Consider the following 11,560-nt stretch of genomic DNA (forward strand, 5'->3'; position numbering starts at 1 on the left):
GGGTGTGGTGTTGCACGACAAGGACGTGTGCATTGGCTGCGGCTACTGCAGTTATGCCTGCCCGTTTGGCGCGCCGCAGTTCCCATCGTCCGGCACCTTTGGTGTACGGGGCAAGATGGACAAGTGCACCTTCTGCGCCGGTGGTCCTGAAACCCATGGCAGCCAGGCCGAGTTTGAAAAATACGGCCGCAATCGCCTGGCCGAAGGCAAGTTGCCCGCCTGCGCAGAAATGTGTTCTACCAAAGCCCTGCTGGCCGGTGACGGCGATGTGGTGGCGGATATCTTCCGCAACCGCGTGGTGCAGCGTGGCAAGGGCGCCGAAGTGTGGGGCTGGGGCACGGCCTACGGCTCACAACAGGCAGGTCAGCCTGCAGGAGGCAAGTCATGATGCAGCGCACCATACACATGACCTTGGCCGCTGCGGTGGCCGCCCTGGCATTGACGGGCTGCGGCGAGAAACCGCAGACCGGCGCGGGCATTCGCAGCGATGCTCCGTCTTACGCCGGCACCGGCAGCAACTTCACGCAGCCTGGCTGGAAAGCCGGCGACAAAACCAGCTGGGAAGCGCAGTTGAAAGCGCGCCAGCAGTACGGCCAGAACGAATACACCCGCACCCAGGCGAAGTGAGGTCCACCATGAAATACGTCGTGTGGTCCATGGCCTTGGCGGCCAGTCTGGTCTGTGGGCTGGCTGGCGCCCAGACGCCGCCTGCTGCGCCCGACGCGTCTGCAACAGCTCCTGCAGCCACGGCTGCACCGGCTGCGGTGGGAGGTGTGCAAAGCCAGAATATCTTTCAGGTCAAACCCGACGCCAGCGCTGATCCCAAATACGCGGAACAGACCAATGGCGAGCGCATGAAGGTGCAGCCCGGCAACAACGCGCCCATGTGGCGCCAGGTGGGGCAGGGCGTGACAGGCTACAGCAGCTTGCCTGTGACCCAGGCGCCCGAGGCGGGCAACCTGATCCAGCGCTTTGTGCAGTACCCCGGCTCGCGCTACACCAATGCGGGCGAGGCGTGGCGGCAAGTGCGCAACCACTGGATCATCCCCTACGGTGCGGCGCTGTTTGCCATCGTGTTGCTGGCTTTGGGCATCTTCTACTTTGTGAAAGGCCCGCTGGGGCATGAGCATCCCGACGGCACCGGCCCCCGCCGCATCGAGCGTTTCACCCCGTTCGAGCGCGCGGCCCACTGGGCCAATGCGTTTGCATTCGTCGCGCTGGCCATCTCCGGTATCGTGATGGCGTTTGGCAAGTTCTTCCTGTTGCCCATCCTGGGGACCACGCTTTTTGGCTGGTTGACCTATGCGCTCAAGAACGTTCACAACTTTGTGGGTCCGTTGTTTGCCGTGTCGCTGCTGGTGATCATTCTTACCTTCATCAAGGACAACATCGCCAACCGCGCTGACTTTGTCTGGTTGGCCAAGGGCGGCGGCATGCTGGGCAAGGGCAATCACGAGGTGCCCTCACACCGCTTCAATGCGGGCGAGAAGGGCCTGTTCTGGTGGGGCATCACCATCCCCGGCATCTTTGTGGTGGCCACTGGCCTGGTGCTCGACAAACTCATCCCCGGCTTTGGCGACGTGCGTGGCGACATGCAGATCGCCCACATGATCCACGCCACTTTGGCCATCTGGATGATGGCGCTCATCTGTGGTCATATCTACATGGGCACAGTGGGCATGAAGGGTGCCTACAAGGCCATGCGCACCGGCTATGTGAGCGAGGGCTGGGCCAAGGAACACCATGAGCTGTGGTACGACGATGTGCAGGCCGGCAAGATCCCGCGCCAGCGCAGCGCCAGCCAGTCAGCGACCGACGTAACAGCATCTGCGGGTCAGCAGCCCGCCCAGGTATGAGGATCCACTCCATGACGAGATCAAGCATCCGCACCTCTTTGCTGGCGCTTTGCGCGGCAGCCGTATGCACTGTGGCATCCGCCAAGCTGCCGGCCCCGTCCCCCGAGGCGGCCGCCAAGGCCGCCGAAGCGGCAGCCAAGGCTGCATGGGCTGGCAAGGTGGACAACTACAAGTTGTGCCTGTCGCAAGACAAGGTGGCTGCGCACTACCGCAAGACCACGCCCTCGGCCAAACCCGCGGCTGCTACTGGTGCTGCATGCACGGACCCTGGTCCCTTCGCCTACACACCGCCAGCGGCCAAGCCTGCAGAGGCTGCTGGTGCACACTCGCCACCTGGCACAGCCAGCAGCCCTCCCAGCACGCAGGTACCTGCCGCTGCAGCTGCACCGGCCTCCAAGTCCTGACACGCGCCCTGCCGCGCTGTGCTCGAAGCCGCGTTCCCTGGTGGGGCGCGGCTTTTTTTCTGGGCGCGATGTGCCAGGTGCATCGCCGAGCCAGCACTCGCAGAGCGATACGGCACCAGCCTGCCCCCTTGGTGCAGCGGACCGGGCCACACAGCGGTTCATTCCCGTGCGCTAACCGCTGTAGCACCACACTGCGTATATTTGCCCCATGAGTTCCAGTTCTTTGTCCACTCCTTCCGGTTTGTCCTCGCCCTCTCTGCCGCGCCTGACGCAGGCCCACGCCCCGCTGACCCATGCAGTGGAGGTCGTCAACGAACTGGGCGCACGGGAGCAGGTACAGATCCCCGCCGAGCGTCCGCTCACGATTTATGTGGACAAGCGCGAGCTCGTGACGCTGATGACACTGGGCGCGCAACCAGAGCTGCTGGTGCTGGGTTATCTGCGCAACCAGCGGCTGGTCGAATCGGTGTTCGACATCGAATCGATCACGGTCGATTGGGAGGTCCACGCCGCCGCTGTGCGCACGCGCCATGGCATTGCACGGATCGAAGAGCGCACGGCCAGCAAGGTCGTCACCACGGGCTGCGGACAGGGCAGCGTGTTTGGCGGGCTCATGGACGAAGTGGACCGCATCCAGTTGCCCGACGCCCGCCTGACCCAGGGCCAGCTGTACGGCATCGTCAACGCGATTCGCCTCAAGGAGACCACCTACAAGTCGTCCGGTTCGGTGCACGGCTGTGCCCTGTTCAAGGGGGAGGACTTGCTGATTTTTGTGGAAGACGTCGGCCGCCACAATGCGATCGACACCATCGCAGGTTGGATGTGGATGAATCCTGAGACGTGCTCATCCAGCGACTGTGCAGGAGACCCCGCAACCTCTCCCATGTCGGGGGCAGACAAGGTGTTCTACACCACCGGCCGCCTCACCAGCGAGATGGTCATCAAGTCGGCGCAGATGGGGGTGCCCATTGTGGTGTCTCGCAGCGGCATGACCCAAATGGGCCACGCCGTGGCCCAGCAGCTGGGCCTGTGCGCCATCGGGCGCGCCACCAACCGCCGGTTTGTGTGCTACAGCGCTACGCACCGCCTATTGCTGCAGCCAGAACTGGCCCAGGCACCGGTGGTACCCCCCGCCCGGGCTGCAGGTGAAGTGTGAGGTGGCAGCGCTCAATGGTTTGCGCCCGCGCAGACGGGTTGGTGCTCGGGCCGTTGCCGCTCGACCTAGTCTTTGAGTCGGCCATCGACGCGGCGTCGAGCACCTTCGGCCCGCCTTGGCCTGCGGCCCATGCAAAGGCATGGGGCGAGACGAAAAAAAGCCGGCTACAGCGAGCCGGCTTTTCTCATGAGCCACAGGGCTCAATAGCGGCCGCCGCCGTAGCCACCCGTGCCATAGCCGACGTCCGAGCGTTTGCTCGCACTGTAGCCATTGGCGCTGTAGCCCCCTGCGCCGCCACCTTCTTCACGGGGGCGGGCCAGATTCACCACAATCGAGCGCCCATCGACGGACATGCCGTGCAGCGCGCTGATGGCGGCTTGGGCCACTTCGGCCGACGCCATTTCCACAAAGCCGAAGCCCTTGGAGCGACCGGTTTCGCGGTCCATCATGACCTTGGCGGAGGACACATTGCCGAACTCGGCAAAGTTGCTTTGCAGGCTGGAATCGGTCACGGAATAGGGCAGGTTGCCCACGTAGATCTTGGTGCTCATGGAAGAGCCTTTCTGAAGGATGGCACGCAACGAAGGGCGCACCGTTGGGGTACAGCACTGTGAGCTGGAGCCCACAGCAACTGGGATGAGGACATGGAGCCTGCGGTCAGCAGAGCTTCAGCACACAGGGGGATGTGACATGCACGCTTGGAGCCAGCCCTGGGTGACGGCAAAGAGCCTGGCAGCTTCGCGCGAGGCAAAGGCTTTATCAAAACGGAACACTCGGCAGTAGCTGCCGTTGCCACTTGAACGATGGACCGAGAAGGAGGCGCGGAAGCGGCCGCAGTCGGTCGGGTGTGTCGCGGGCGAAACGACGTACTGGCCCATGGAAATGGCGTTATTTGAAATCTGGTGCATTCGGGACCGCAGGCCGTCATCGACCTGCGTGAGCATCGAGGGACTCGGTGGGCTGCAGCTCTTCAGACCCACTGGGCGACAAGGTCGCAAAAAGCGGCCTGCCGCGGCGCGGTAGACCGCTGGGAGGCAGGCGTTGCGGTGACTGCTGGCGTCAAGAGCCGTGACTGCAACGAAGTGAAGTATATGCGATTTGTTATTTAATTTTTATTTAATATCATTTTTGGTTTTAAAAAGACGGTGCCCGTGCCTCGCTTCCGCCTGCGAAGGCCGATGGGCGCTGGCGCAATAGCGAGCTCAAGCATCGCTCTCCATCGTCTTTTGGCCCGTTCCTGAAGCCTCTTGCGTCCTGGCTTCGACGGATTCCGCGGCCACAGAAGGCGCCACCCCGCGATGGCATGATGCGCGCATGAAAGACCTGAACGCCAGCAGCAGCACCTGGGCCGACACGTTGCCCAGCCAGTGGGGACCAGAACTGGCCCACACGGAAATTGAAGTTCCTTTGAGCCGGTCGCCGCAAGACCTGCCCACATCGTCTGCCATCAGGGCGATTTCCGCCACGGAGCGCCTTTCACTGTGGGGCTGGATGCGCGAAGGACTGCGCGCTGCACTGTTTCTGGCACCGCGTACAGGGGCTGCGGCACCCACGCCCTGGCAGTTGCTGGTGTTGTCGTTGATCAGCGGCGCGTTGCTGTTGGGCGCTGCACGGTTACAGGTCGCGGGCCCGGCCCAGTTCAGCATGCGTGGCTGGCTCACCCCCATGTGGAGCAGCCTGGTGCTGCTGTGGCTGGCTTGGTGGGCCATGGCGCCAGCACAGCGTGCTCCTACCCCTGCGCCCGAGCTGGGTGTGCCCGGCCCTTCGGGCGGGCTGGCCGCGTGGTATGTGCTGTCGGCGTGGGCGCCCTTGGGCCCTTTGCTGGTGCTCTATGTCCTGATGGGATTGGCGGTTCACCAACCTGCACTGTGGAATGGGCCGATGGCGAGCATCCTTTTCTGGGTGGCCTACGGCGTGCTCACGGTATGGGTGCTGGCCACGTTGGTGGTGGTGAGTGCCCGCTTCATCCGATCGCGGGTGCGCACTGCGGTCTTTGGCGTGGCGATGGCTGTGGTGGTCGGGGTGGGCATGTGGCAGTTTCAGGACCAGCCCTGGGAGGAAGACGCCCTGGCGGTGGCCGATGCGTCGGCGGCGTCCGCCGACGGAGCACAGCCTCCAGAGCCTGCGCAACTGGCGCTATCGCAAGGCCTTTTTGAGAACCAGCAGCTGCTGTGGCAACAGCAGGTGGATGCTTTGTTGCCTCAGCGCCCCGGCGTTGTGGATGTCTATGGGTTGGTGTTCGCGCCCTATGCGGATGAAAACGTGTTCCGCCGTGAAAGCACGATGGTCAACACGCTGCTGCAGGAGCGGTTTGACGCCCAGGGCCGGGTTCTGCACCTGCTCAACCATGCTGAAACTGCTGAGACTCACCCCTGGGCGACGCCCGAGAATCTGCAACGCGCCATTGCTGCGCTGGCCGCGCGCATGGATCGCGAGCATGATGTGCTGGTGATTTACATGACCTCGCATGGCGCACGCAACCATGAACTGGCCGCCGCACACTGGCCGCTGCAGGTGCCGCCGGTGACGCCGGAGATGCTGCGCGCAGCGCTGGACGAATCGGGTATCCGCAACCGCGTGATCGCAGTGTCTGCCTGCTTTTCGGGAGGCTGGATCGAACCGCTGGCCACCGACAGCACCCTGATCATGACGGCGGCCGACGCCACCCACACCTCGTATGGCTGCGGCAGGCTGTCTGAGCTGACTTTCTTTGGCCGCGCGGTGTTTCATGAACAACTGCGCCAGACCCATTCCTTCACCGAGGCCTTTGCCAAGGCTGTGCCGCTGATTCAGCAGCGTGAGGTCGAGGCCGGCAAGGCCGACGGCTTTTCGAACCCGCAGATCCGCGTGGGCCAACAGATCGCCCCGGTGTTGCAGGCGCTGGAACAGCGGCTGCAGACGGAGGCACCAAATGCCTCCAGCGCAGCCCCGGCGCCGGCGGCCGAAGCGCCGAGTCCGGTGCCGGCGACAGCTGCGGCGACCGACACCGCCACAGCGCCATCCCCGCGGCCCTGATGCGTTGAACACGTTCTAACACCCCACGGCCCGCCAGCCCGTTCGCTTTGCGCTAAGGTCTGCCCATGAACCTGTCTTTCCTGCGCCTTGGCTGGCGCACCCTGGCCCGGGACCTGCGCGCGGGCGAGTTGCGCCTGTTGATTGTGGCGGTCACCCTGGCAGTGGCCGCGCTCACGTCTGTGGGTTTTTTTGCCGATCGCCTGCAAGGCGGACTGCAGCGCGATGCCCTGCAGCTGCTGGGGGGGGATGCAGTCGTGGCCAGCGACAACCCAACGCCCGCGGCATTCGTGGAGCGCGCCAAGGCGCTGGGGTTGCAATCGGTCACCACGCTGGGCTTTCCGACCATGGGCCGCGCGAGCGATGCGCAGGGCGGTGCCAGCAAGCTGGTGGCACTCAAGAGCGTGCAGCAGGGTTACCCGCTGCGCGGCAGCCTCACGGTGGCAGATGCCCCCGGCGCGCTGGAGCAGCCGACGCGTGACATCCCGGCGCCCGGCGAGGTGTGGGTGGACGCGCCACTGCTCGAATCGCTCAACCTCGCCATGGGCGACAAGCTGTTGCTGGGCGATGCGCAACTGCGCATCGCGCGCATCATTGTCATCGAGCCTGACCGGGGGGCGGGCTTCATGAGCTTTGCACCACGTGTGATGGTGAACGAACGCGACCTGCCCGCCACGGGGCTCGTGCAACCTGCCAGCCGCCTGACCTACCGCTTTGCCGTGGTCGGCCCGGCGTCGGCCATCAAGGCGTTCAACGATTGGGCGGTGGTCGAGGCCAAGAAGCCCGAAGTGCATGGCGTGCGCGTGGAGTCGCTGGAAAGCGGCCGCCCCGAGATGCGCCAGACGCTGGACCGCGCGCAGAAATTCCTGAGCCTGGTAGCGCTGCTGGCTGCACTGTTGTCAGCCGTGGCCGTGGCGCTGGCCGCGCGCGGCTTTGCGGCGGAGCACCTCGACGCTTCGGCCATGCTGCGTGTGCTGGGGCAGAGCCAGCGCACCATTGCTGGGGCCTACACCACGGAGTTCGCGCTGATCGGCCTGTTTGCCAGCTCCTTGGGCGTGGCGCTGGGCTATGTGGTGCATTACGCGTTTGTGCTGCTACTAGCGGGATTGGTGGAATCGGCCTTGCCTTCGCCCAGCCTGTGGCCGGTGGTGTTTGGCCTGGGCATGGGGCTCACGCTGCTGTTTGCGTTTGGCTTGCCGCCGGTGCTGCAGCTGGCGCAGGTGCCACCATTGCGGGTGATACGGCGTGATGTGGGGGGGCTCAAGCCCGCATCGCTGGCAGTGCTGGGTATCGGCATTGCGGGCTTCGCCGCGCTGTTGCTGGCTGTCAGCAGCGACATCAAGCTGGGTCTGATTGCCGTGGGTGGTTTTGCCGGCGCCGTGGCGCTGTTTGCAGGCCTGTCATGGGTGGCGGTCAAGCTTCTCCGCAAGAGCGTGAACGAAAGCACGGCACCGCGCTGGCTCGTGCTGGCCACGCGGCAGATTTCTGCGCGCCCGGCCTATGCCGTGGTGCAGGTCAGCAGCCTGGCGGTGGGTCTGCTGGCCCTGGTGCTGCTGGTGCTGCTGCGCACCGACCTCATCAGCAGCTGGCGCAAGGCGACCCCGCCCGATGCCCCCAACCGCTTTGTCATCAACGTGATGCCTGACCAGTCGGAGGCCTTTCAGCAGACGCTCAAGGACAGCGGAGTGGGTCGCTACGACTGGTACCCCATGATCCGCGGCCGGCTGGTGGCCGTGAACGGCAAGCCAGTGGGACCCGACAACTACACCGACGACCGCGCCAAGCGCCTGGTGGACCGAGAATTCAACCTGTCCAACGCTGTGGAGGCACCGCCCCACAACCAGGTGGTGGCTGGGCGCTGGACGCCCGGCGAGGAGGGCGCCATCAGCGTGGAAGAAGGTATTGCCCAGACGCTGGGCCTGCAGCTGGGTGACCGTTTGCAGTTCGATATGGGCGGCGTGCAGGACGAGGCCCGCATCACCAGCCTGCGCAAGGTGGACTGGGGCTCCATGCGCGCCAACTTCTTTGTGATGTACCCGGTGGCGGAGGTCAAGGATGTCCCGGTCACCTACCTGGCCGCCTACCGCGCTCCAGAAACCCACGGTTTCGATAACGCGCTGGTGCGCCAGTTTCCCAACATCACCAACGTGGACATGGGCGCCACCATTGCCCAGGTGCAGCGGGTGCTGGAGCAGGTGATCCGGGCGGTGGAGTTCTTGTTTGCCTTCACGCTCGCAGCTGGGCTGGTGGTGCTGTTTGCCGCCGTCACGGCCACCCGCGAAGAGCGCGCACGCGAGTACGCCATCATGCGTGCCGTGGGGGCCCGTGCCAGCCTGCTGCGTCAGGTGCAGCGGGCCGAGCTGGTGGGTGTGGGTCTGCTGGCGGGCTTTCTGGCCAGCGCGGTGGCGGTGGGCGTGGGCTGGGCATTGGCGCGTTATGTGTTTGACTTCACCTGGACCGCCGCCCCCTGGGTGCCGCTGGCCGGTGCGCTCGCGGGCGCGGTGCTGGCGCTGGCCGCAGGCTGGTGGGGTCTGCGCGAGGTGCTGCTGCGCCCGGTGGTGGACACGCTCAGGCGGTCTGCCGAGTAGCTGGACAGCAGCAGGCGCACTGCACTGCGTCCGGAAAGGGTGAGAGTCCGCACGAGCGCCCTCTGCCTTTCGCTGGTGCCAAACGCTTTCCGAGGGGGTTTGTCGTGGCAGCTGCGGGACATTGCTCGCCCCGCGATGCAACGACCGCACGCGGCGCAAGGTGTTGCGGCCATTGGCCTCGCCGGCCCAGAGTTTGAATAAAAACAGACGATAGCGCCGATTCATATGCGCTGATAGCTATCAAATAGATAGCGAATAATCGCCAATGCGCTGGCTGCGCCTACTGCATTTTTGCTGCTCCGGGCCCGAAAAATCGCTTTTTGGGCCACCGGTGCGACAATAGAGGGCTAAATGACAAGTTCCTTTTCCAATCTATCGCTGGCTGAGCCGCTGGCGCGCGCCGTAGCCGAAATGGGCTACGAGTCCATGACGCCCATCCAGGCGCAGGCCATCCCGGTGGTGCTCACCGGCCAGGACGTGATGGGCGCAGCCCAGACCGGCACCGGCAAAACCGCCGCGTTCTCGCTGCCTTTGCTGCAGCGCCTGCTCAAGCACGAGAGCAGTTCCACATCCCCCGCTCGCCACCCTGTGCGCGCTCTGGTGCTGTTGCCCACCCGTGAGTTGGCCGACCAGGTGGCCCAGCAGATTGCGCTGTACGCCAAGTACACCAAACTGCGCAGCACGGTGGTGTTTGGCGGCATGGACATGAAGCCCCAGACCATCGAGCTGAAAAAAGGCGTCGAAGTGCTGGTGGCTACGCCGGGCCGCCTGCTCGACCATATCGAGGCCAAGAATGCGGTGCTCAACCAGGTGGAGTACGTGGTGCTCGACGAGGCCGACCGCATGCTGGACATCGGTTTTCTGCCCGACCTGCAGCGCATCCTGAGCTACCTGCCCAAGCAGCGCACCACGCTGCTGTTCAGCGCCACCTTCTCGCCCGAGATCAAGCGCCTGGCCAGCAGCTATCTGCAAAACCCCATCACCATTGAGGTGGCCCGCCCGAACGAGACGGCCTCCACGGTGGAGCAGCGCTTTTACAGCGCCAATGATGACGACAAGCGCCGAGCCATCCACCAGGTGCTCAAGACGCGCGGCATCAAGCAGGCTTTCATCTTCGTGAACAGCAAGCTCGGATGCGCCCGTTTGGCGCGCAGCCTGGAGCGTGAGGGCCTTAAGACCGCAGCCTTGCACGGCGACAAGAGCCAGGACGAGCGACTGAAGGCGCTGGAAGCCTTCAAGAGCGGCGAGGTTGATCTGCTGGTGTGTACCGATGTGGCTGCGCGCGGCCTGGACATCAAGGACGTGCCTGCGGTGTTCAACTTCGACGTGCCTTTCAATGCGGAAGACTATGTGCACCGCATTGGCCGCACGGGCCGTGCGGGCGCGTCCGGCCTGGCCGTCACGCTGGTGTCGGGCAGCGATGCCCGCCTGGTGGCCGACATTGAGAAGCTGATCAAGAAGAAGATCGATCTCGAAGCCATCGAATACGAAGAAGACCGCCCCCGCGGCCGCATCAACGACGGCCGCCGCGCATGGCGTGAAGCAGGCGAGACCGGTGATCCGCGCGATGCGATTCCAGGGGCAGTGCGTGAACGCAGCGAGCGCCGCGAACCCCGCGAGTCGCGTGAACACCACCGGGGTTTCCGCCCTGCCGTGGCCTCGCGCGATCCCTTCTTCGAAAAGCCTTACGAACCCAGCAGTGCGGATACCGCCCCCGCCTGGGAGGCCGCCGCCAAATCCCCTGCGCGCAGCAGCATTTCGGCCAACATCAAGCCCAAGCGCAAGGTGGCAGCCTTGTTCAAGGCGGTTCAACCCGAGACCTCCACGCAGTAACGGCTGCCGCTCTTTGCGCTGGCTGCCCTAGTGTGCGTCCCGGGCGCGTTGACTGCCCGGGTCAATCCCCAGTTCCCTAGCTCTTTAGCCCGGCTGCTGCGCCTGTTCGCAATGCACCTGCAGCAGCTCGCGGTCAGCCAGTGTCGCGCCGAAACGCACGGCACTCAGGCACCCTCCCCATACACAGCCGGTATCCAGGCCCAGGAGTTCGCTGCGGTTGAGCCAGCCTAGTGTGGACCAGTGGCCAAAGGCCATCAGCGTGCCAGCGGTGCGCCGGCCTGGCACATCAAACCAGGGCATCAGGCCCTCTGGGGCAGTGCTGGCACTTTCGGTGCTTTCAAAATCCATCACACCGTCGGATGAGCAAAAGCGCATGCGCGTCAGCGCGTTCACGATCACGCGCAGCCGGTCGGTGCCTGTGAGGGTATCGCTCCAGTGGTCCGGCGTGTTGCCATACATGCTGTGCAAGAAGGCGGGCAGGTCCGGGCTACCCAACACGGCATGGACCTCCTGCGCGCGTTCCAGGGTGTCTGTGGGGGTCCAGGCGGGGACCACGCCCGCATGCACCATCAGCAGGGTCTGGCCGGCATGCTCGTGGGCCCGCGCCAATGGCTGGTGGCATAGCCATTCGAGCAAAGCGCTGCGGTCCGGGGCGTCGAGCACCGAGGCCAGGGTGTCGCGGCGCGAGGGCTTGCGCGCGCCGTGTGCGGC

Annotated in this window: 11 protein-coding genes; 8 read left to right on the forward strand and 3 right to left on the reverse strand. The window is 64.8% G+C overall.

Annotated elements, in window-relative coordinates; all coding sequences use genetic code 11:
- The 5 genes from DBR23_RS27320 to DBR23_RS27340 form a co-directional block, all read left to right on the forward strand.
- The coding region (locus tag DBR23_RS27320; protein WP_146191469.1) for a 4Fe-4S dicluster domain-containing protein at positions 1-388 on the forward strand (388 nt) is incomplete at its 5' end.
- Complete coding sequence (locus tag DBR23_RS27325; RefSeq protein ID WP_056058622.1) at positions 385-627, forward strand: hypothetical protein; 243 nt, start codon at positions 385-387, stop codon at positions 625-627. The genes DBR23_RS27320 and DBR23_RS27325, both read left to right, overlap by 4 nt.
- A gap of 8 nt (positions 628-635) precedes the next feature.
- Positions 636-1,856 carry a formate dehydrogenase subunit gamma gene (locus DBR23_RS27330; protein ID WP_108500155.1) on the forward strand — a complete coding sequence of 407 codons (1,221 nt, stop codon included), beginning with the start codon at positions 636-638 and terminating at the stop codon, positions 1,854-1,856.
- 11 nt (positions 1,857-1,867) lie between these two features.
- Positions 1,868-2,260: a hypothetical protein gene (locus DBR23_RS27335; RefSeq protein ID WP_056058628.1), complete on the forward strand. Its 393-nt coding sequence runs from the start codon at positions 1,868-1,870 to the stop codon at positions 2,258-2,260.
- 208 nt (positions 2,261-2,468) lie between these two features.
- Positions 2,469-3,416, forward strand: coding sequence for a formate dehydrogenase accessory sulfurtransferase FdhD (locus DBR23_RS27340; RefSeq protein ID WP_108500156.1), 948 nt, complete (start codon positions 2,469-2,471; stop codon positions 3,414-3,416).
- A 200-nt stretch (positions 3,417-3,616) separates the two neighbouring features.
- Here the strand turns inward: DBR23_RS27340 and DBR23_RS27345 are convergent, their stop codons facing one another.
- Both DBR23_RS27345 and DBR23_RS27350 read right to left on the reverse strand, forming a co-directional pair.
- Positions 3,617-3,967: an RNA-binding protein gene (locus tag DBR23_RS27345; protein WP_056058635.1), complete on the reverse strand. Its 351-nt coding sequence runs from the start codon at positions 3,965-3,967 to the stop codon at positions 3,617-3,619.
- 117 nt (positions 3,968-4,084) lie between these two features.
- A complete protein-coding gene (locus tag DBR23_RS27350; RefSeq protein ID WP_192420591.1) occupies positions 4,085-4,324 on the reverse strand; it encodes a hypothetical protein in 240 nt (79 codons plus the stop codon).
- Positions 4,325-4,730: 406 nt separating this feature from the next.
- On the opposite strand from DBR23_RS27350, the gene DBR23_RS27355 reads away from it, so the two are divergent.
- The 3 genes from DBR23_RS27355 to DBR23_RS27365 all read left to right on the forward strand — a co-directional run bounded on the left by DBR23_RS27355 (position 4,731) and on the right by DBR23_RS27365 (position 10,849).
- Positions 4,731-6,431 carry a C13 family peptidase gene (locus DBR23_RS27355; protein WP_108500157.1) on the forward strand — a complete coding sequence of 567 codons (1,701 nt, stop codon included), beginning with the start codon at positions 4,731-4,733 and terminating at the stop codon, positions 6,429-6,431.
- 65 nt (positions 6,432-6,496) lie between these two features.
- The gene (locus tag DBR23_RS27360) at positions 6,497-9,016 is read left to right on the forward strand and encodes an ABC transporter permease (protein ID WP_056058640.1); all 2,520 of its coding nucleotides are present in this window, start codon (positions 6,497-6,499) and stop codon (positions 9,014-9,016) included.
- Positions 9,017-9,367: 351 nt separating this feature from the next.
- Positions 9,368-10,849 carry a DEAD/DEAH box helicase gene (locus tag DBR23_RS27365; protein ID WP_108500158.1) on the forward strand — a complete coding sequence of 494 codons (1,482 nt, stop codon included), beginning with the start codon at positions 9,368-9,370 and terminating at the stop codon, positions 10,847-10,849.
- An 84-nt stretch (positions 10,850-10,933) separates the two neighbouring features.
- On the opposite strand, the gene DBR23_RS27370 is transcribed toward DBR23_RS27365, so the two are convergent.
- Positions 10,934-11,560, reverse strand: a 627-nt coding sequence (locus DBR23_RS27370) for a symmetrical bis(5'-nucleosyl)-tetraphosphatase (protein ID WP_233250784.1), incomplete at its 5' end; no start/stop codon positions are given.

The sequence above is a fragment of the Acidovorax sp. HMWF018 genome (assembly GCF_003061035.1).
Lineage (GTDB): Bacteria > Pseudomonadota > Gammaproteobacteria > Burkholderiales > Burkholderiaceae_C > Acidovorax > Acidovorax delafieldii.

Excerpts from the sequence above, each read along its gene's own strand:
- DBR23_RS27345 (WP_056058635.1), bottom strand. The coding sequence starts at position 3,967 with ATGAGCACCAAGATCTACGTGGGCAACCTGCCCTATTCCGTGACCGAT.
- DBR23_RS27360 (WP_056058640.1), top strand. The coding sequence starts at position 6,497 with ATGAACCTGTCTTTCCTGCGCCTTGGCTGGCGCACCCTGGCCCGGGAC.
- DBR23_RS27340 (WP_108500156.1), top strand. The coding sequence starts at position 2,469 with ATGAGTTCCAGTTCTTTGTCCACTCCTTCCGGTTTGTCCTCGCCCTCT.
- DBR23_RS27335 (WP_056058628.1), top strand. The coding sequence starts at position 1,868 with ATGACGAGATCAAGCATCCGCACCTCTTTGCTGGCGCTTTGCGCGGCA.
- DBR23_RS27330 (WP_108500155.1), top strand. The coding sequence starts at position 636 with ATGAAATACGTCGTGTGGTCCATGGCCTTGGCGGCCAGTCTGGTCTGT.
- DBR23_RS27365 (WP_108500158.1), top strand. The coding sequence starts at position 9,368 with ATGACAAGTTCCTTTTCCAATCTATCGCTGGCTGAGCCGCTGGCGCGC.
- DBR23_RS27350 (WP_192420591.1), bottom strand. The coding sequence starts at position 4,324 with ATGCACCAGATTTCAAATAACGCCATTTCCATGGGCCAGTACGTCGTT.
- DBR23_RS27355 (WP_108500157.1), top strand. The coding sequence starts at position 4,731 with ATGAAAGACCTGAACGCCAGCAGCAGCACCTGGGCCGACACGTTGCCC.
- DBR23_RS27325 (WP_056058622.1), top strand. The coding sequence starts at position 385 with ATGATGCAGCGCACCATACACATGACCTTGGCCGCTGCGGTGGCCGCC.